This window comes from Exiguobacterium sp. s34 (assembly GCF_018617435.1).
Taxonomy (GTDB): domain Bacteria; phylum Bacillota; class Bacilli; order Exiguobacteriales; family Exiguobacteriaceae; genus Exiguobacterium; species Exiguobacterium aestuarii.
Genome location: NZ_JACSKE010000002.1, coordinates 290,650 through 310,469, shown reverse-complemented (window position 1 = coordinate 310,469; position 19,820 = coordinate 290,650). Strand labels below are relative to the sequence as shown.

General features: G+C 46.4%; 25 protein-coding genes. 21 read left to right on the top strand and 4 right to left on the bottom strand.

Going from position 1 to position 19,820, the window contains the following annotated elements:
- Nucleotides 1–135 precede the first annotated feature (135 nt).
- Together fabI and KNO87_RS05235 are read left to right on the top strand one after the other, a co-directional pair.
- Entirely contained in the window at nt 136–909 is a 774-nt protein-coding gene (fabI, locus tag KNO87_RS05240) for an enoyl-ACP reductase FabI (RefSeq protein ID WP_214695521.1), read from the top strand.
- A gap of 83 nt (nt 910–992) precedes the next feature.
- Nucleotides 993–1,181, top strand: a complete 189-nt coding sequence (locus KNO87_RS05235; protein WP_074035057.1) for a hypothetical protein — start codon at nt 993–995, stop codon at nt 1,179–1,181.
- Nucleotides 1,182–1,183: 2 nt separating this feature from the next.
- Here KNO87_RS05235 and KNO87_RS05230 read toward each other — a convergent pair whose 3' ends face one another.
- The gene (locus KNO87_RS05230) at nt 1,184–1,693 is read right to left on the bottom strand and encodes a YjcG family protein (protein WP_214789170.1); all 510 of its coding nucleotides are present in this window, start codon (nt 1,691–1,693) and stop codon (nt 1,184–1,186) included.
- Between the two features lie 175 nt (nt 1,694–1,868).
- Here KNO87_RS05230 and KNO87_RS05225 point away from each other — a divergent pair, with 175 nt between their 5' ends.
- The 7 genes from KNO87_RS05225 to KNO87_RS05195 all read left to right on the top strand — a co-directional run bounded on the left by KNO87_RS05225 (nt 1,869) and on the right by KNO87_RS05195 (nt 7,460).
- Complete coding sequence (locus KNO87_RS05225; RefSeq protein WP_015881233.1) at nt 1,869–2,414, top strand: phosphatidylglycerophosphatase A family protein; 546 nt, start codon at nt 1,869–1,871, stop codon at nt 2,412–2,414.
- Entirely contained in the window at nt 2,414–3,001 is a 588-nt protein-coding gene (locus KNO87_RS05220) for a phosphatase PAP2 family protein (protein ID WP_214794241.1), read from the top strand. The genes KNO87_RS05225 and KNO87_RS05220 overlap by 1 nt, the downstream gene beginning before the upstream one ends.
- Entirely contained in the window at nt 2,998–3,534 is a 537-nt protein-coding gene (locus KNO87_RS05215; RefSeq protein ID WP_214794240.1) for a hypothetical protein, read from the top strand. The genes KNO87_RS05220 and KNO87_RS05215 overlap by 4 nt, the downstream gene beginning before the upstream one ends.
- The gene (locus tag KNO87_RS05210) at nt 3,527–3,718 is read left to right on the top strand and encodes a hypothetical protein (protein WP_214794238.1); all 192 of its coding nucleotides are present in this window, start codon (nt 3,527–3,529) and stop codon (nt 3,716–3,718) included. The genes KNO87_RS05215 and KNO87_RS05210 overlap by 8 nt, the downstream gene beginning before the upstream one ends.
- A 160-nt stretch (nt 3,719–3,878) precedes the next feature.
- Nucleotides 3,879–5,903 (top strand): BglG family transcription antiterminator, encoded by a 2,025-nt coding sequence (locus KNO87_RS05205; protein WP_214794236.1) that lies wholly within the window; start codon nt 3,879–3,881, stop codon nt 5,901–5,903.
- A complete protein-coding gene (locus KNO87_RS05200; RefSeq protein WP_214739852.1) occupies nt 5,900–6,166 on the top strand; it encodes a PTS sugar transporter subunit IIB in 267 nt (88 codons plus the stop codon). The genes KNO87_RS05205 and KNO87_RS05200 overlap by 4 nt, the downstream gene beginning before the upstream one ends.
- Before the next feature lie 31 nt (nt 6,167–6,197).
- On the top strand, nt 6,198–7,460 hold the full coding sequence (locus KNO87_RS05195; protein WP_214789155.1) for a PTS ascorbate transporter subunit IIC: 1,263 nt from the start codon (nt 6,198–6,200) through the stop codon (nt 7,458–7,460).
- Nucleotides 7,461–7,508: 48 nt separating this feature from the next.
- Here KNO87_RS05195 and KNO87_RS05190 read toward each other — a convergent pair whose 3' ends face one another.
- Nucleotides 7,509–7,796, bottom strand: a complete 288-nt coding sequence (locus KNO87_RS05190) for a hypothetical protein (RefSeq protein WP_015881237.1) — start codon at nt 7,794–7,796, stop codon at nt 7,509–7,511.
- Nucleotides 7,797–8,069: 273 nt separating this feature from the next.
- A complete protein-coding gene (locus tag KNO87_RS05185) occupies nt 8,070–8,801 on the bottom strand; it encodes a hypothetical protein (protein WP_214789152.1) in 732 nt (243 codons plus the stop codon).
- A 149-nt stretch (nt 8,802–8,950) separates the two neighbouring features.
- On the opposite strand from KNO87_RS05185, the gene KNO87_RS05180 reads away from it, so the two are divergent.
- The 8 genes from KNO87_RS05180 to nadE all read left to right on the top strand — a co-directional run bounded on the left by KNO87_RS05180 (nt 8,951) and on the right by nadE (nt 14,534).
- Nucleotides 8,951–9,526 (top strand): GNAT family N-acetyltransferase, encoded by a 576-nt coding sequence (locus KNO87_RS05180; protein WP_214789149.1) that lies wholly within the window; start codon nt 8,951–8,953, stop codon nt 9,524–9,526.
- A complete protein-coding gene (locus KNO87_RS05175; protein WP_214794234.1) occupies nt 9,523–10,242 on the top strand; it encodes an alpha/beta fold hydrolase in 720 nt (239 codons plus the stop codon). Before KNO87_RS05180 ends, KNO87_RS05175 begins: the two co-directional genes overlap by 4 nt.
- Nucleotides 10,229–10,789: an NADPH-dependent FMN reductase gene (locus tag KNO87_RS05170; protein ID WP_214794232.1), complete on the top strand. Its 561-nt coding sequence runs from the start codon at nt 10,229–10,231 to the stop codon at nt 10,787–10,789. Before KNO87_RS05175 ends, KNO87_RS05170 begins: the two co-directional genes overlap by 14 nt.
- Nucleotides 10,790–10,857: 68 nt before the next feature.
- Nucleotides 10,858–11,097: a hypothetical protein gene (locus KNO87_RS05165; protein WP_214789140.1), complete on the top strand. Its 240-nt coding sequence runs from the start codon at nt 10,858–10,860 to the stop codon at nt 11,095–11,097.
- Nucleotides 11,098–11,182: 85 nt separating this feature from the next.
- Nucleotides 11,183–12,274: a virulence factor gene (locus KNO87_RS05160; RefSeq protein ID WP_214794229.1), complete on the top strand. Its 1,092-nt coding sequence runs from the start codon at nt 11,183–11,185 to the stop codon at nt 12,272–12,274.
- 245 nt (nt 12,275–12,519) lie between these two features.
- Nucleotides 12,520–12,714 carry a hypothetical protein gene (locus KNO87_RS05155; protein WP_214695545.1) on the top strand — a complete coding sequence of 65 codons (195 nt, stop codon included), beginning with the start codon at nt 12,520–12,522 and terminating at the stop codon, nt 12,712–12,714.
- A gap of 98 nt (nt 12,715–12,812) precedes the next feature.
- Complete coding sequence (locus KNO87_RS05150) at nt 12,813–13,607, top strand: BsuPI-related putative proteinase inhibitor (RefSeq protein WP_214794227.1); 795 nt, start codon at nt 12,813–12,815, stop codon at nt 13,605–13,607.
- Between the two features lie 111 nt (nt 13,608–13,718).
- Nucleotides 13,719–14,534: an ammonia-dependent NAD(+) synthetase gene (gene nadE, locus KNO87_RS05145; protein WP_214789128.1), complete on the top strand. Its 816-nt coding sequence runs from the start codon at nt 13,719–13,721 to the stop codon at nt 14,532–14,534.
- A gap of 45 nt (nt 14,535–14,579) precedes the next feature.
- Here nadE and KNO87_RS05140 read toward each other — a convergent pair whose 3' ends face one another.
- On the bottom strand, nt 14,580–14,966 hold the full coding sequence (locus tag KNO87_RS05140) for a disulfide bond formation protein B (RefSeq protein WP_214794225.1): 387 nt from the start codon (nt 14,964–14,966) through the stop codon (nt 14,580–14,582).
- Nucleotides 14,967–15,074: 108 nt separating this feature from the next.
- Here KNO87_RS05140 and KNO87_RS05135 point away from each other — a divergent pair, with 108 nt between their 5' ends.
- From KNO87_RS05135 to KNO87_RS05120, 4 genes are all read left to right on the top strand, one after another.
- The gene (locus tag KNO87_RS05135; RefSeq protein WP_214789121.1) at nt 15,075–15,950 is read left to right on the top strand and encodes a transcriptional regulator CcpC; all 876 of its coding nucleotides are present in this window, start codon (nt 15,075–15,077) and stop codon (nt 15,948–15,950) included.
- On the top strand, nt 15,950–17,071 hold the full coding sequence (locus KNO87_RS05130; protein WP_074035009.1) for an N-acetyldiaminopimelate deacetylase: 1,122 nt from the start codon (nt 15,950–15,952) through the stop codon (nt 17,069–17,071). Before KNO87_RS05135 ends, KNO87_RS05130 begins: the two co-directional genes overlap by 1 nt.
- A 258-nt stretch (nt 17,072–17,329) precedes the next feature.
- Nucleotides 17,330–18,718, top strand: coding sequence for a cytochrome ubiquinol oxidase subunit I (locus tag KNO87_RS05125; RefSeq protein ID WP_214794222.1), 1,389 nt, complete (start codon nt 17,330–17,332; stop codon nt 18,716–18,718).
- Nucleotides 18,719–18,732: 14 nt separating this feature from the next.
- Nucleotides 18,733–19,764, top strand: a complete 1,032-nt coding sequence (locus tag KNO87_RS05120; RefSeq protein ID WP_214794220.1) for a cytochrome d ubiquinol oxidase subunit II — start codon at nt 18,733–18,735, stop codon at nt 19,762–19,764.
- The last annotated feature ends 56 nt before the right edge of the window (nt 19,765–19,820 follow it).

Below are 19,820 nucleotides of genomic sequence, written 5' to 3'. Positions count from 1 at the left end.
ACCCTTTCTATACGTATTTTATCTTACCGCAACTTAAAAAAATCGCAATACGAAACGAGCCGGTTGACAAAACAGAAACCTTTCTGTAATCTGATAACAGATATTATCACCAGGTACTAAAAAGGGGAGTTTATGATGTCAATTTTTCCAACATTAACGAATAAAACGTATGTCGTCATGGGGATTGCCAACAAGCGTTCCATCGCATGGGCGATTGCTAAAACGCTCGATGAGGCGGGAGCGAAGCTCGTATTAACGTATGCAGCAGAACGATTCAAATCAAGTCTCGAATCGCTTGCGAGCGAGTTGAAGCAAGAAGCGATTTTGCTCGAGTGTGACGTTACAAATGATGAAGCGATTGAAACGACGTTCCGTTCCATCCATGAACAAGCGGGCGAAATTCAAGGGATTGCCCATTCGATTGCATTCGCAGATAAAGAAGCATTGCGCGGCGAGTTCTCGGAAATGACACGTGGACAATTCGCGCAGGCGTTAGACATCTCTGCGTATAGTTTGACGGCAGTCGTGAAAGCGGCGAAACCTTACTTCGCATCAGATGCCTCGGTGATCACGTTAACATACCTCGGTGGGGAGCGCGTCGTTCCGAACTATAACTTGATGGGTGTCGCAAAAGCAGCGCTTGACTCTAGCGTCAAGTACTTGGCAAATGAGTACGGCCCGCATGGCGTTCGTGTCAATGCGATCTCGGCTGGTCCTATTCGCACATTGTCGGCTAAAGGGGTAGGCGACTTCAACAGTATCCTTTCTGAGCTTGAACAAAAAGCGCCGTTACGTCGAAACGTCTCTGCAGAAGAGGTTGCGTCAACTGGACTTTTCCTTCTCTCGGGAATGGGGAGCGGCGTCACGGGTGAAGTCATTCACGTCGATAGCGGGTATCATATTTTATAAGTTTGGGGAATGGCGCAGTGATGCGCCATTTTTGTATTATGTAGCCGTTGAATCGGGTAAGGACCTATGAAGGAGGTCAGATCATGGGTCCTTATCAGATTGACTTTACTGTCGTTCAATACGTCAACCGGCAAGTCCAGCCGTCAGGTCGAGCGAGCATCGAACCGGTGACGCGTATCAAACGCGTCCAGCGAATCCGACCTCGACGAGAAGAATGGTTAGAAGAAGAGCAAGAAAAAAACCCCGGTCGCTTTGTCGACCGGAGCATATAAGATTAGCCTCGGAAACGGAACGTCTCATAGACGTTCCATGTTTCATTTTCGAGTTCGTACATGACAGCCATCCGAGTGATCGTCTCTTCAAAATGGACTTGCTCCATACGCATCCGTTCGAGGACGTCGAACAGTTCGGCATCGGTCAAATCTTGACCGATTGTAATATGTGGCAAGAACTCATATTTTGGAGACTGACTGAGCACGTCTTCATGTAGTCGCTGCTGCAAAGCAGACAGTTCGCGTGTCGGTAACACTTTCAAATACAGCACGTTGTTCGTTGGCGCAAAAGAGCGGACGCCATCGACTTTTAACTGAATCGGTTTAGTCGAATCCGCAACTTGTTGCAAGTACTCGAGTACTTTTGGCAAGTCTTCTTCTGCTACCTCTGTCCGCTCCTTGATGGTCACGTGAGGTGAAATCAACGCATATTTAGTGTCATAACGTTTTCGATAAGAGTTCGCAAAATCTTGCACTTGTTTAGACGGAAATAAGACTACCCCAATCTTCATTCCTCTTCCCCCTTTAATCGTTTAACCTACATGTTTATGATGACCGATTTAATGAGGGAAGTCAAAGCAGGGTTCGTCTTTTTTCGATTTTTCAGTATAATGGTTATATTAACTAGAGAGGCGATGACTCTCTGAACGAAGGGATGTGAAGCGGGATTTCAATCCTGCGCCTATTATGAAACACGTACCACACTCACGAGATGTCCGAGAAGCAGCGCGTGCCCGCCTGCTCGAGCGCGGCGTCACGATTGAATCGATTGCAGAAATTGTCTATCAGATGCAAGCCCCTTACTCGCCGCATCTTTCCTTAAAAGATTGTATGGATTCCGTAGAAGCCGTTCTCGACAAACGTGAATTGCAACATGCTATTCTCGTTGGATCGGAACTCGATATGTTGGCGGAAAAGGGCCAACTGTCTGAACCGCTCTTATCCATCATTGCATCTGACGAAGGTCTATTTGGAGTGGACGAAACGATTGCCATCGGTGCCGTTAACACATATGGTTCGATCGCCGTCACGACGTTCGGGTACTTAGACAAGGCAAAAATCGGCATCATCAAGCAGCTCGATACGAAAATGGACGACGGTCAAGTGCATACGTTCATGGACGACCTTGTCGGTGCGATTGCAGCGAACGCGTCTGGACGATTGGCACACCGTCTTCGAGATATGGTCGACTTCGGAGAAGAAGAGATGCGTGAACGAAAAGGGTTGTATTAATGAAATATACACCCATGCAGGTGGTCATCGCCGGGACGATCGCATATGTGATCGTGTCGGTGTTTGTCGTTTTGGGAGCAGTCGGTCCCATGAATACGTTCGTATATGAGTTGTTACAACCGCTACCGGATCGTGTGTTTGCATACGTCACGGAATTAGGGAGCGCGCAGGTCATTGTCGGGCTATCGATTTTAGGTTTATTGTTTTGGTTCTGGCGCGGTGACCGCGTCGAGGCGTGGCGACTCGTGCTCGTCGGGATTGGGACGCTCCTTTTCACACAAGTGCTAAAGCTCGTCTATGGGATTGATCGCCCGCTCATCGATGCATCGCTCGATGCGACAACGTATAGCTTTCCGAGCGGTCATGCATCTGGATCGCTTGCGTTATATGGATTGACGGCTTATGTGCTGTATCGAAAGGGGCAGTCAACATTCGCCATCTTCGTACTGATCTGTCTCGTCCTTGCAGTATCGCTCAGTCGAGTCGTCTTGAACGTCCATTATTTTAGTGACGTGATTGGTGGCTGGCTCGTCGCGCTGACCATGATTGCCTTGTCTGAATGGTTTATAAGGAGGAAAACAGTTTGATCGTCGTTGTAGATGTAGAGAAGTGGTTATTTGTTCAAAAGAAAGAAGCGGATGAAGCGTCGGTGCCTACGATTTTGGTGGAAAAGAATATAGAAGGGGCCACATGGTTCACTTCGATGAAAATTTTGTTCCAACTGAAGAAATGGACGGGTCAACGCCAATTCGTCCCACTGTTACCTTATGATGAAGAGACTTATCGCTCGTATGAGGTATTCCACGTCGATGCCGTGCCTCCGATGGTGTTACTCGACAGGGGGCGCACGTTACTCGTGAACAACCAACGAGATGAATCGTATGAACTCGCCTTACAGGAAAGTGGACATGTATCGGAAGCGTCAATCCTAACGTTTGCGCTCAACTATATTGAACAGGTGACGAATAACCGTGTTGTGTTTGCAGGAGAAGAGACAATTGATGGCGTTCCCGGCGTCCCGAACGAGTTATGGGATGCGACCGATCGATTGGATTCAGGACGCCGACTGTTCGAATGGATTCGAGAAGAAGACGCACGTAAGGAGAATGTACATGACTGATTGGGAACATACGTTTCAACAATTACTTGACGAACAACAAGATGAAGTGAAAGTACCACGGGAAGACTTTTTATCCGTTCGGACCATGCTGATTGAGAAAGGTTGGCTCTTTCAAGTTGTAGGAGAAGCCAAGCACGGCGGGATCACGATTTATCGCCGTAACCCGGTCGTACCGACTTCATAACTGAAAAAGAGACGAACGAATTTGAACGATTCGATCGTCTCTTTTTTGTGTTTTCTTGTAGAGACAGAAGTTTGTGGAGGTGTCTCCGAAAAGTCTGTCGTAACCGCTTACATTTTTTGTCCCGATTCGTTTTATACTACAGGTGTAGGAGGCCTCTACCATGCAATTGAATGAAAAAAGTAAACGAATGTTAAATGTCATCTTACACGAAAAGCAGATGACCATCGATACGTTGACGATGATGCTTCCATATTCTCGTCGAACGGTCGAATATGAGCTTGAGCGCATTCAAGAATGGCTCAGTTACCATGGTTTATCCAATATGAAAGTGGATGGGACAAAAATTGAATTGACAGTGACAGAAGCGTTAATCGATCAAGTGGAGCGTGCGGAATTAGTTTGGTCAGAAGAAGAACGTGAGCTTGTGATTACGCTTTATGCGATGACACAAGTTGAGTTTCTTTCAAGCTTCCACTTTCAGCATTTGTTGGATGTGTCCAAGTACACCGTTCAAGAAAGTTTAAATGCGATCAAGAAAAAGGCCGCCCGATTCGGTCTCGACTTCTCCTATACGAGAAAAGAAGGGTATCGATTCAACGGTCATTTCCAAACGGTCACGTTATACGTTTATCGAACAATTGAACAATTGCTTGATAAGTCGACGTCCTCACAATTACTCGATTTATGCTTCGATGATTGGCAAGAGGAGTTTAGGAAGCGTGTCCGTCAGATTGAACAGTTTGAGACGCTTAAACAGTTTCAATTTGTGGAAAGTCACCGCGAAAAAATAGCGTATTTTCTTCTCATTGGTTCCAAGTTGTCTCCAGAATCATTTGTTCGAGATGAGGACTCTTGGTTGACGGAAAAAGTAGAACAATCAGTTCGAGTGCATTTTCAAGATGTCCCGCAACTGTGGGATATGTTGATGATGCTCATCCAAAGTGGACCGAAAGTGTCGGAAGAGATGGATGAAACGGTCCAACAGAATCTTGCCGCCACGATGATTCAGGTGATTGAGCGATTCGAGGGATTAAGTTGTACGCGGGTCATTGAACGGGAGGCATTATGTGAAAAATTAGTTCTTCACGCCAAAGCGACACTGAAGCGTGTTCATACGGAAGTCATGCCGCCAGAAGAGTTAGAAAGGTATGTCTTGAAAGAGCACCGGGTTTTAAATGTGATCGTCGATCGTTCACTCGATCCGATTCGACAACAAATTCAAGCCGAACTTCCGAAAACGGAAGTCATGTATTTCACGTTGCATTTCGCAGCCCACCTTCATCAACAAGGACAGCACCTTGATGAAAAAATGAAGGCGATTGTCGTATGTCCGAGCGGGATTAGTGTGTCGCATATGCTCGACCATATTTTGAAGAATCAATTTCCGGACTTTGTATTCTTACCACCGATCTCACAACGTGACGTGTTAGAGTATGCGCCGCTTGTCGATTTAATTTTCACTACGGTCCCATTGCCGTTAGCCGTGCAGCAGCAGGCGCATGTGACCCTCGTACCGACACTTCCGACGAGGCTCGAGCAACTCGCCTTAAAGCGACAAATCCATCAACGCTTTATCGCCAGCGGAGGAATGGCTCGATTAGAAGTGTCCGATATTCTCGAAGTGGTGAAGAAATATGCGACAGTCCATCAAGAATCACAATTGAGAAAAGAATTGAATCATTTACTACAAGATGAAGCGACGAAAGATGAATGGAAAGGGGGACAACCCGTGCTAAATCAACTCGTAACAAAAAATGAAATTCAACTTCGCGATCATGTGTCGAATTGGCAGGAGTCCATTCGTCTCGCGGCCGAACCACTTGTCCAGAACGGGGCAATCGAAACACGCTATGTGGAAACGATGATTGAGAACGTCGTGGAGCATGGTCCGTATATCGTCCTCATGCCACAAATTGCTATCCCACATGCGCGACCTGAGGATGGTGTGAATCAACTTGGGATGAGCGTGTTGAAACTTACAGAACCGGTCTTCTTTCCGGGGGATAAACCAGTCCGTGCATTTTTTGTGCTAGCGGCTATCGATCAAACGACTCACTTGAAAGCGCTTGCGCAGTTGACTGAACTGTTAGGGAATGAACAAGACGTGTCACTCGTATTAGGGGCAGACAACGTCGAAGAGATTGTCGAGATACTCAATCGTTATTCAGAGGAGGAAGAAAAATGAAAAAGATTTTAGTAGTATGTGGGAACGGATTAGGTTCAAGCTTCATTATGGAGTTGAATGTGAAGAAAGCGCTCGAACAAATGGGGAAAGAGGCGGATGTCTCTCATACGGATATTGCGACAGCACGAACTGAACCTGCTGATATTTACCTTGGGGCACAAGATATCATCGGAACACTGGACGATGGTGCGAAAGAAATTGTCGCCCTTGAGAATGTCATGAATATTGAAGAAATCAAATCTAAACTTGAAGGCAAAGTATAACGAATAAATAAACCGTAAAGGGGGAGCGCTTATGCTTGATTTGATTATGCGAGATATATTGGGGACACCTGCCATACTGGTCGGATTGTTCGCATTAATCGGGCTCGTTTTACAGAAAAAAGACATTGCTTCCATCGTCTCTGGTACGCTGAAGACAATCATGGGGTTCGTGATTATTGGAGCGGGGGCCGGTGTGATCATTGCGGCCCTCGACATTTTCGGACAAATGTTCGACGAGGCGTTCAGTATTCGTGGCGTCATCCCAAACAATGAAGCGATTGTTGCAGTTGCACAAGATGCATTCGGTGTTGAAACAGCAATGATCATGGTGTTCGGGATGGTTATGAATATCGTTTTGGCTCGCATCACACCATTTAAATACATCTTCTTGACGGGTCACCATACGTTATTCATGGCGAGTTTACTCGCAGCCATTCTTTCCGTCTCTGGTCTCGAAGGTACGCTCTTGATCATCATCGGATCGGTATTGCTCGGATTATGCATGGTCTTGTTCCCTGCTCTTCTTCAACCGTTCGTTCGTCAAATTACGGGGTCAGACGATTTTGCAGTCGGACACTTTGGTTCACTCGGTTACTTTATATCTGGAACGATTGGGAAATATGCCGGAAACAAGGAGCACTCGACGGAGCAAATTCAAGTACCAAAACAACTTGGGTTTCTACGGGACACATCCGTTGCCGTTTCGTTGACGATGACCCTGTTATTTGTGGTGGTAGCTATCTTTGCCGGACCAGCGTTTGTTGAAACGGAATTGTCAGATGGATCAAACTACATCGTCTTCTCTATCATTCAAGCGATCACCTTTGCTGCAGGGGTATATATCGTCCTTGCTGGTGTACGGATGTTGATTGCAGAAATTGTACCGGCCTTCAAAGGGATTGCCGACAAGATGGTACCGAACGCAAAACCTGCGCTAGATTGTCCGACCGTCTTCCCGTTTGCGCCGAATGCGGTCATCATCGGATTTTTAGCGAGTTTTGCAGCTGGGCTATTCTCGATGTTTCTTCTCCCGTTATTCGGTCTGGCTGTCATTGTACCAGGCCTTGTCCCACACTTCTTTACAGGGGCGACGGCAGGGGTATTCGGGAATGCTACCGGTGGACGTCGCGGAGCGATTCTTGGATCGATTGCCAACGGTGTATTAATCAGTTTCTTACCGGCTCTCCTCTTGCCACTCTTGGGGAATCTCGGATTTGAGAGTACGACATTCGGGGACTCTGACTTTGCCCTTGTTGGTATTTTGGTCAGTTGGCTTGTTTCATTGTTCTCATAATATAGAAAATGAGGTCTTTCTCCCACACGGAGACAAGACCTCATTTTTTTACGCATTTGAAGCGAGTTTAATTTTTTGTCGTTTCATCTTGTGGAGTAACCATGCATAGAGGACTTCACAAGAGTTGTGAGGAAGGGTCAGCTCCACAAGTGGGTGGGCATGACCAAATATAGTGAAGCGCGAATGGTCCTCGTCGAGCAGAGAGACTTGAATGTCAGTCGCATCCTGAAGTGAAATGCGTTGTTCTCCTGCGTGAGCATCTTTAAGTTTCAGCATTTTTCCATTCGTCGCAAACTTGGTGAACGAAGAGACTCCTTGTACTTTCAGTTGTTCCATTTCGTGTATCTATCCATCCGCGTGATGAATAGATTTTCACCTCGCTTTCTCTATATTGCCTTCCATTCCTCCAGAAGGTTATTCCTAGTATAACGCCTTGTCCGAAAAAGAAAAGTGTTAATTTAACAAAAAATTAAGACAATTTGTTATCAATTTTTAAGAATAGCGTTCACACCCATTCTTGAAGGGAATTGACTTGAAACAATCGGGCTGAAAATAACAAAAAAGAACCTCATTTTCAGAGGTTCGATTGCGTTCTATACATCCATGACCTTATAACCGTTCAATGTGCCATGTACGACGACGGTACAACAACTGTCCTTTCAGCGCGATTGATTCCTTTTTGGCGTCAAAGTCTTCTTCGAGGACGGACATATCTTCATAACGACCGGCCACATAGAAGGAAATGACGATTTGGCGATTGAACAGACTTCGTTTCGTGTGATCAAAATCGATGATCAGTCCTTGAGGTGCCAAATCGAGCAGCTCATCGATGACAGGAAGCGGGATTGGGACGAAACTAATGTTTCGGATATCGCGGTCTAGCTTGCTTTGCAACATATTTTGAACGAAACGATTGATTGTCGACCAATCGCGGATGTAGAGACTACTATGGCGATCGTTTGCTTCATTGAAGAACACAATCTCGTTATCAAGCGAATCCAAAAACGGTTTCTTGATACCACGCTCCATATGACTTAAAAATAGGATCTCTGCGATTTCATGATCGGACAACGTCTCAAGCGTGTTGTAGTCCGGGAAATCAATTGCAGTGAATGTCGTCTGGTTATTTAAATACTTAGACGAGAATGAAGAGAGCTCATGCGCTTCGATATATCGGAATCGTGACCTAGAAGATTGTCTCATTCCTTTAATATCGGTTCGACAAATAATCATCGGTCTCGTGACAGAAAGTGCCTCTGTCACATCAGCTAACGTAACCCCATGTAGCGTAAAGCGCTGAACATCTCGGTCTTGTTTTAAATAAAAGAGTTGTTTTGACATATGGTATCCCCTCAGTTTGACATACTACATTCATAGTAGCAAAAACACATGATTTCCGCTATCTTGAGACGGTTCGAGAGGGTTGAGTTCGATACATTTGGGAAAAGAGAAGTATACTTGAGGAAACGAATAGGAAAGGCGGGTTCCACATGTGGGGATTAAAACGTAGTTTTCCTGAGCTCGCTACGCCCCGGTTTATCCTGCGAGAGCTAGAACCGCGTGATGCTAGAGCACTTTATACCATTTTATCGACTGAAGAAGTAATGCGATATTACGGGTCGGACCCGTTGCTTGCAGTCTATGAGGCGAAAAATGTCATCGCATACTTCAAAGATCAATTTCAACAAGGAAAAGCGATTCGCTGGGCCATTTGTGATCGATTGACAAACGAGTTAGTCGGGACAATCGGATTTCATAATTGGACGCCTCAATATTACCGGGCTGAAATCGGTTTTGAAGTCTCCCCCCATTATTGGAGACAAGGGGTGGCTTTCGAAGCGGCGACTGCTGTCATCCAACATGGATTTGAAGAGTTCAAGTTTCATCGCATCTCCGCCTTGGTTGCACCAGGGAATGAGGGTTCGAATCGCCTCGTACAAAAACTTGGATTTATAGAAGAGGGCTTATTACATGATTATGCATATAGCCATGGTCGATTCATGGATTTAACAATGTATCGACTACTCAAAACAGAATGGGAAGAAAAGGAGCATTTGATGATATGAAGGAACTCGTATTGATACACGGATTGTGCGGTTCGCCAAAGTATTTTGAACGAATGGAACCGTTATTGAATGCAGAAGTCCATGCCCTCACACTGCCGGGTCATGCAGGGACAGAAGTCGGACCAGAGACGATGGACCAGTTCGCAGACTGGGTCATCGAAGAGATTCGACTTCGCAATCTTGAAAAACCGTTCGTCCTCGGACATTCCTTCGGAGGATACGTGACGACCAATCTCGTACGTCGCTACGGTGAAGAATTATCCGGATTTGGATTGCTTCATTCAACTGCCGCCTCTGATACAGAAGAAGCGAAAGAAAAACGGAACGGGGCAATCAACAAAGTCATCGAAGAGGGTGTGAAGCCATTTATTGATGGGATGATTCCGAACGTTTTCTCGGATGATTCCGATCCAACACTTATTCAACAGTCGATTGAGATTGGATATGAGATGTCTGTGGAAGGTATTGTGAATGCACAACGAGCAATTCGTGACCGTGAAGATGAAGTGGGAACCGTTTTAGCGACTGAACTCCCTGGCTTATTCATTTATGGGGAGAAAGATCCGAATATGGACGAGACACGGGCGTTTTTAGGTGCGGATCGTCACAAGAAAGCCGTTGTATCTTATAGCCACATGGGAATGATGGAGGCCCCCGAAGAAGAAGCGAAAATTGTGAATCAGTGGATGCAGGAGGTGGAGCATGGAAAAGTATAAATTAATCGCGATGTCGGGTAGTCTTCGTAAACAATCTTTCAATACAGCACTTTTACATTCGATTATTGAGCTGGCTCAAGTTGATTTTGACATCGATGTCGTTTCCATCGAACTTCCGTTATTTAACGACGATTTAATCGATCCGGATGAGCCAGAAGTTGTAGCCGCTTTGAAGCAAGCCGTCCGAGAAGCTGATGGAATATTGATCGTCACACCTGAATATAACCATAGCATTCCAGGCGTACTAAAGAATGCAATCGACTGGCTCTCACTCGAGCCGGGGACCCCACTCCGAGAAAAGCCCGTCATGATTGCGGGTGCTTCGCCGGGCATACTCGGTACGGCAAGATGTCAAATTCATCTCCGACAAGTATTTGCCACAAATCGTGCAAATGTTTTACCAGGAAATGAAATTTTCATCACGCATTGTAAAGAGAAGATTGATGAGACTGGATTACATGATGAGAAATCGATTCATCAAATTAACAAAACATTATCTGAGTATCGTAAATGGATTGATTTTTGGAAGCGTAACGCAAAAAATTAACTTGAAGTCGCCCTTTTTGTTTGATAGAAATGAATTGTGAAAACAAACACAAGAGGAGCGACACCAAAATGGAAACTTACATCGAACTGTACAATGGCGGCGAATTAGGTGATCGGGCGGTAATGAACGATGGTATGACGTTTGGTCGGATGACGATTGTTGAATTGTTCTATCAATCCAATCATATTTTTGGTTACGTAAAAGAGAATGGTGAAAAACGTTTCTTCCTTGAACCGATTTCAGAGGATGACACATTTACTGTGGATGGGGTCACGTACTCGCTCCAACAGTTTATCGCGTTGTTCTAAAAAAGAATAAATGGGTGATTAAACGCAAGCGACTCGCTTGCGTTTTTTTGTCATTTTCGTCACGATGAAGAGTGAGGTGATGAGGATGAAACTAGTAGCAATCGAACCAACTCCAAGTCCGAATAACTTGAAAATTATTGTGGACCCTCCGTTTGAAGGAAGAGGGACAACGTATGACAAAGCGAGTACCGATGCTCCAGCGATCATTCAAGAAATCGTTGGCCTTCGAGGCGTAAAATCGGTTTACGCTGTATCTGATTTTCTTGCCGTCGAGCGTCATCCGAAACATGACTGGCATGACGTGATGAATGAAATCCGACGAGCGTTCGGTGAACAAGTCGAAGAAGTCGAATCCGCACAGATGGACACGGACTATGAACCGGTTCATGTGTCTGTCCAGTTCGTGCTAGACGTCCCGATGCAGTTGAAACTCGTCAAAGGAGACGAAGAAAAACGAATCGGATTGTCGAAACGGTTCGTTGATGCTGCGATGGAAGTTCAGGCACAAGTGAAGAATGTCATTCAAGATCGGCGCTGGGTCGAACAAGCCCCACGCTATGGTGAATTAGATGAAGTCAGTGTCGTCGCGCAAGAAGAATTAGAAGCTGCATATCCACAGGAGCGCCTTGAGCGCATCGTGGCACGAGCGTTTGGGCGCGAGGCTGATTTCGAGGCAAACGCGAACCACTTGCAATCTGACAATTGGAAAGACCGGATGGCTTTCTTGGATGAATTGGACATCCGAGACGAGAACATGGTCTATTTCCGTCGCGCACTCGAAGACTCCGTAATGGCGATTCGCCGTCAAGCTGTCGTCATGATCGGGATGTTTGAAGAACGGCGTGAGGAATATGTCACATATATTGAACAAGCGCTCGTCGACGCTTCTCCTATTGTGCGACGTACGGCTGGGGATACGGTCTCGGATTGGGCGTTACCTCAATCTCAACCTTCGATGATCGAGGCATTAAAAGATAAGAATAAACTTGTCCGTTGGCGTGCAGCCCGTTTCTTATTTGATTGTGGGGACGAACGTGCTGTATCGGCTCTAACGGTTGCCGAACAAGACCGTGAATTTGAAGTTTCTTTACAAGCTCGCCTTGCGAAAGAGCGCATCACAAGCGGAGAAACGGCACTTGGAACAGTGTGGCAACAAATTTCGAACCGTACGAAGTAACATTTCGTTCGACATGTGGTGAATCAATTTCATTTACATTTTTAGGGAGAGAGAGGCGTCCGTAAGGCGGATTTCCTCTCTTTTTCAATATTATTTATGCACATTTCACCATTTGACTAACATTTGATGTAAGCGTTTCGACAATAGGTAAAACGTCACGATTTCCCTGTCGAACGATAGGACCTGCATCTTGGTTTCAGATTGGTACACTAGGTTTATCACAGATGAACAAAGGAGCCATACTTATGATGTTGTTTGCAGAAACGCCTGAACTTGTAGCTTATAAAGAAGTGGTAGGAGAAACGATGGTCGTCACGTTCGAATCGATGCATAGTGAGACGTTCTCCATTTCGGCGCAAGTCCGGTCTGATCTCGATATCGCTGATTCGTTGTTCATGACCGGTTGGCAACAGTACATGGAACAAGCTAAAGTTTCGTAAAAAAGGTAAATAATATAAGGAAAATCATTACAAACGTCTGCACTTTGTATACACTAGTGCTATAGACGTTTTTTATTTTGTTGAGGAGAGTGGGATCCATGAAAAAAACTTGGTTACTCGCCGTTGTGACGGCAATCATACTAGTCGTAGCAGGATGTGGAAAAGAAGAGGCGAAACCGAGTCAAGTGAATAGTGATTCGTCCGAACCACCAGCTCCATTAACACTTGACACCGAAGTCGCATATGATGCGTCAGCTAATACATTATCAGCAACTGTCAAAATGGCGAACCCGAATGAAGAAGCAGCGAACGTGACGTTTAACTCGTCACAACGCTTTCAATTGATTGTTAAACAAGGTGACGAAACTGTGTTTGATTATGGTAGCGAGTATATGTTCACAGAATCGATTATCGAAGAGACATGGGAAGCGGATGAACAAAAGGTATTTGATGAAGTATTCCCGTTAGAACTAGAGGCTGGTGAATATTCGGTCGAAGTGATTGGGCTCGGTCAAGTCGACGGGGCACCAGAGATTGCTGTGACGGATGAGACCTCTTTCACTGTTGAACGAGCTGTAGAAGAGCCAGAAGAGGACACTACAGAAACGCCGGAAGAAACACCTTCATCTGAACCGCAAACAGATGGTGCGTTCCGCGATGTTAAGATCGATGTGAATGGTACGATGATTCAAGTCAGTGGCTTCACGGAAGAAGTGGAGTTTGAGTGGTCTGTGTCAGACGGCCATAACCTGTACGCACAAGGTGCTGCCGAAGTGACGGGGGGGAGCTTCACGTTTGGTGTGTTGCTCGATGAAGCGCCAGCTGAAGGACAAAAACTATTCCTCGAATTGACGCCAATCGGTGGGGACGTCACGTCATTCCAAATTCAATAATCGCGAGACGGAAACGAATGTTTCCGTCTTTCTTTTTTGTGTCGCTAGTTGACGGGGTTTGTGAATTATCAGACAATAAAACGAAATGAGAGAATTATGGGAGGGTCATTCATGCAACAACATATTATCGAATCAACACATGTCAAGCCGACCATCGATCCGAAAGCAGAGATTCGTCAACGAATCGATTTCTTAAAAGCGTATGTGAAACGTGCGGGCGCTAAAGGTCTTGTACTCGGAATTTCGGGAGGTCAAGACTCAAGTTTGGCAGGGAAACTATGTCAGCTCGCCATGGAAGAACTTCGCGCAGAAGAAGCTTTAGACTATACGTTTTACGCGGTAAGGTTACCGTATGGTGAACAACATGACGAAGACGATGCGCAACTCGCCCTTGAGTTCATTCGCCCGGACAAGTCGCTCACGGTCAATATCAAACCTGCCGTCGATGCATCGGTAGAAGCGTTCCGCCAAGCGACAGGGTTGGAATTGAGTGACTTCCATAAAGGGAACACGAAGGCACGTGAGCGAATGAAAGCACAGTATGATATCGCAGCGACGTTCGGCGCCCTCGTTGTCGGTACGGATCATGCAGCCGAATATGTGACAGGGTTTTACACGAAGCATGGGGATGGGGCATGTGACCTCACGCCGTTGACTGGTCTAAACAAACGTCAAGGGAAGGCTTTGCTTCATGAACTAGAAGCACATGAGCGTGTCATTTATAAAGTCCCGACAGCAGACCTTGAAGATGGTCGCCCGGGACTTCCTGACGAAGTGGCACTCGGTATGACGTATGATCAGCTCGATGACTATTTAGAAGGTAAGTCTGTCGACCCAGTGATTGCAGAGCGAATCGAGACGATTTTCAAACGTTCACGTCACAAACATCATATGCCTGCTTCTCTATACGACGAGTGGTGGCAATAAAAAAAGGAGAGGCTGTCATGATGACGGCTTCTCCTTTTTTGCGTCTCACGCCTTTTTGAATGGGACGAATTGAATCATCAAAATACATGTGAATGCGATGAAGCTGAGTAGCGGAATCGTGACGAAGCCGAAGTAGTTCACCCAGCGAATGAGGCAGTCATTCGTGCAGAAGGCATCTCCGTTCGGAATTCGCTCTAGAATGACGTGATAGAGACTGATACACCATCCGGCACCGGCCATGATGCCGACGAATAATCGATTCACGTCACGGACGGTCAGCATGATCGTCAAGTAGTAGATGGCAAGTGGATACATAAAGATGCGTTGAAACCAACATAGTTTACATGGTAAGAAGAGCATGACTTCAGAAAAATATAGGCTGCCGAGCGTCGCGACGGTGGCGACGATAAAGGCGAAATGATGGCGTTGCATCAGATTTCCTCCTAACACTCAAATTGATTGATAAACATGATATGATACATTGAAACAAATACTTATTCAGTATACAATCTTTCAAACGATAGAGAAACAGGTGACGTCATGCAAGTATCGGAAGTAGAAGTGTTGATTATCCTTGCAGAAGAATTGAATATGCGTAAAGCGGCGGAACGATTATTCGTTTCCCAGCCGGCGCTTAGTCAACGGCTCGTGACCATCGAACATCAATGGGGGAAAAAGATCTTTGTCCGTTCGACTCGTGGTCTTGCCTTGACGCCAGATGGGGAAAAAATCATCGAGTTCGCTAAAAAAATGTACAGTGAGGAACAAGAACTACGAAGCGAGTTGACCGCGAATCCAGGGGAAGTATATGGGACGTTAAAAATTGCGGTCGCTTCCATCATGGGGCAGTACTGGCTCCCGAAAGTGTTAAAGACGTTCGTGGAGCGTTATCCGTCCGTCCGAGTCAAATTGGTCACTGGATGGTCGAGTGAGATGATGCGTTACATGCTCGAAGAGAATTTTCATATCGGTATCATTCGGGGGAATCCGGATTGGCGCGGGGAGCGTATGAAGCTGTTCTCTGACTCCCTGCACTTGGTCGATTTGAAAATGACAGACCTCGCCCAACTCAAAAATAACGAGCGCTCGTTCATTCAATTTAAGAGTGACTCGACATATTACCAGGAAATATTAGAATGGTGGCAGGAGCGCTTTTCAAGCCCGCCGCTCACTACTCTCGTCGTCGACCAGATTGAGACATGCAAACAGATGGCATTGCACGGAATCGGCTTTGCGATTTTACCGGAGTCCACCATCAAAGATGTCAATGAGATGAATAAGATTCCGTTAACCTCGTCAGGCGGCGTGCCGCTCGTTCGGGACACTTGGATGCTGTCGACAGAATCGATGTTAGAATTGGCACAAGTTCAAGCATTTTGGGACATTGTTGAAGAAGTTACGAAGGAGACTGAATGATGAATTGGGCAATCGAAGCAAGAAGACAACTGCATTTAATTCCAGAAGCAGGATATGAGGAATTCAAAACACAAGCGACACTCGAGCAATTGATCCGTTCGCTTGATTCGCCACGTGTTCATATCACCCATTGGCGGACGGGTCTCTTCGTCCGCGTAGACGGTCTTGTCGGTGAGAAAACGATTGGGTATCGCGCCGACATGGATGGGCTGCCGATTACCGAGGAGACGGGTTTAGAATTTGCATCGATTCATGAAGGGATGATGCATGCATGTGGTCATGACGTTCATATGTCCATTGCGCTCGGATTGATTAAGCGGGCGGTCGAAGTCCCGTTCAATCACCATCTTGTCGTCTTCTTTCAACCTGCTGAAGAAGGGCCGGGCGGGGCAGAACCGATGGCGAAATCTGAATTGTTCTATCACTTTCGTCCGGACGCCTTATTCGGATTACACGTCGCACCGGAATATCCGGTTGGGATGGTGGCCTCTAGACCAGGCGTATTATTCGCGAGTGCACGCGAACTGCATATTACGATTCATGGAAAAGGAGGGCACGGTGCCTTCCCACACGCAGGAATCGATGCCGTCATCGTCCAAGCCGCCCTCATCATGCAACTGCAAACAATCGTGTCACGGAACATTGATCCGATGGGCAGTGCAGTCGTCAGTATCGGGAAAGTCGCGGCTGGAACAAAAGAAAATATCATCGCCGATACGGCCAAATTAGATGGGACGGTCCGCGCGCTGTCTGACAAGGAGATGGTCGTACTCGAGAGTCGGATTCGTCAAATCATCGCCGGTGTCGAAATGACATATAACGTTCAAATCGACCTGGAATTCGGCAATCGCTATCATGAGGTCGTCAATGATGAGCGCTACCTCTATCAATTCGAAGAAGCGGTCGAAGAAGTGGGATATTCGTATAAGACGTGTGTCCCTGCCATGACAGGTGAAGACTTCGGTTATATGCTGAAGCAAGTTCCGGGGTTCATGGTTTGGCTCGGTGTGAACGATATGGGATCAGGTCTCCATCAATCAACACTCAACCCGGATGAACGGGCGATTGAAGTGGCCATCGAATTGTTCGACCATTATTTCCGTACAGTCATGATTCAATGACGTGAGCGGTCGCAGTTGCGACCGCTTTTAGTGTGCCCGAAAAAGAGTGAACGAGGGAGAAAAGGGGAAAGAAAGATGCATGTAAAGCGACGATTTTGTGGCGATTGCTCAAATGTGAACATTTTGCGAACTCGAGCATTGAGACATTACAGCGCAATATAAAATCATTATGATGTAAGTATCGAAGGGTATTCATCTGTGATTGTCGTTTCATACATGGGTTCGAAGCGATAGAGAGAGATAGGAGGTAATCAATAGATGTTTCAAGATCCTGTCCTGATGAGTCGAGCATTGACGGCACTCACGTTAGGTTTTCATGTGATTTTTGCCACACTCGGCGTCGGGGTTCCACTTTTAATCTTATTGGCAGAATTTTTAGGGATTCGTAAAAAAGACCCGAAATATACCCTTATGGCTCGCCGGTGGTCACGCGGTTATGTCGTGACGGTTGCGGTCGGGGTTGTAACGGGTACGGCAATCGGTCTACAACTTTCATTATTATGGCCGAACTTGATGCGCGTTGCGGGTCAAACAATTGCACTCCCGCTATTCATGGAGACGTTCGCGTTCTTCTTTGAAGCGATCTTCCTCGGGATTTACTTGTACACGTGGGATCGTTTTAAAAATCCATGGCACCATATGCTGGTCGGGATTCCAGTCGCGGTCGGTGCATTGTTCTCTGGGTTCTTCATCACAACAGTAAACAGCTTTATGAACCAACCTGTAGGGTTCGATATCGTAGACGGTCGTTTGGCGAACGTCAGTCCGCTTGAGGCGATGTTCAGTCCGGCTATGCCGACGAAGATGGCACACGTACTGACATCTGCGATTTTAACATCTGCGTTCATCTTAGCTGCGATCGCAGCCGTACAATTGTTGCGTCAGCGTCGTAATCAACTTGACAAGATGTCGATTGAGTATCACAAAAAAGGTCTTCGTTTGACGATGACAGTTGCTTTGATTTTTGCGATCGCGACAGCACTCGTCGGAGATTTCTCAGGTAAATATTTGGCTCAGTATCAACCAGATAAATTAGCAGCAGCAGAATGGCATTTTGAAACCTCCTCCGAGGCAGAATTGATTCTCGGTGGTTGGTTAGAAGATGACGGAGAAGGCGGATATGAAGTCCGAGGCGCATTGAAAATTCCTTACGCGCTCTCCATTCTCGCCGGTGGTGTCCCGAACTATGAAGTGACGGGTCTCGATGAATTTGCTAAAGAAGACCAACCACCGCTCTTTGTTCACTACTTGTTTGATGCGATGGTCGGGATTGGGATGCTTCTCGCACTCATCTCCTTCCTATTCGTATTAGGGCGTTATATTAAACGTTTGAACCAGTTCAGTAAACCGATGCTCTTTGCGATTGCAGCCGGTGGACCGCTTGCTATGGCAGCCATCGAATTCGGTTGGTTCTTCGCTGAATTTGGTCGCCAACCGTGGGCGCTTTATGAATTGATGCGTACGAGTGAAGCAGCTACGACGTCGGCGAATGTCGGTTGGATGCTTGTCGCTTTCGCGATCCTCTACGCGGTACTCGGAACAGTCACGGTAGTCGTACTATCACGTCTGTTCAAAGAGAACCCAGTAGGGAAAGAACTAAAACAATCCGAACATCGTGGTGAAGCGATGTTTGCGGATGATGTGTGATCGGAGGGTATGACATGCAAATTCAAGAGTTAGGGATTGCCGTCTTATGGACGTTCTTGTACGGCTACCTCATCGTCGCATCGATTGACTTCGGTGCTGGCTTCTTCGCATTCTATAGCCGTTATACGAAACGGGACCACTTAGTGAACCGTCTCGTCAAACGGTATTTGTCACCGACGTGGGAAGTGACGAACGTGTTTTTCGTCTTCTTCTTCGTCGGGATTGTCGGATTCTTTCCGGATACGGCCTACTATTATGGAACGGCTCTACTCGTTCCAGCGTCAGTCGTGTTGATCTTACTTGCGATTCGCGGTAGTTTTTACGCGTTCGCCAACTACGGGTCGAAAGAAAGTACGCTATATATGTTTCTATACGGGGCCACGGGATTACTCATCCCGGCTTCGATGTCGACAGTATTGACGGTCAGCCAAGGTGGGTTCATCACTGAAACCGAGAATGGCGTCTTCTTCGATGGGGCGAAATTGTTCACGAACTTTTACTCGTGGACGGTCGTTATTTTAGCGATTGTCTCAGTGTTGTATATTAGCGCAATGTTCCTCTTGTTCTATGCGGACAAGGCGCGCGATCAAGGTGCGATCGAACTCGTCAGAAAATGGGCGCTCTTCTGGAGCGTTCCGACGATCATCGCTTCAGGTCTCGTCTTCTTCGGTTTGAAGTCGCAGGCAGCTTGGCATTATGAGAGCATTCTCGGAGGGAACTGGTGGTGGTTCGCGATGAGCTTCCTTTTCTTCGTGATTGCCGTCTCATTCGTCTATATGAAGCGAAACTATGGGATTGCCTTCTTGATGGTCATGGGACAATTCTTTATGGCGTGGTTCGGCTACGGATATTCACACTTACCGTATATCTTGTATCCGTACATCGATATCAACGGAAGCGTCGTCAACGAGTCGATGGCGGTGGCACTCGTCATCGTGTTCATCTTAGGATTGCTCCTTCTCGTTCCGGCCCTCTATTTGTTACTCCGTTTGTTCCTGTTTGACAACGATTATGTGCGCGGGAAACGTTCGAGCGGAAAAGCGTGATTTGAAAGATGGGGTTTCCTTCATATAAGGAGATCCCGTCTTTGTTTTTTATGTAG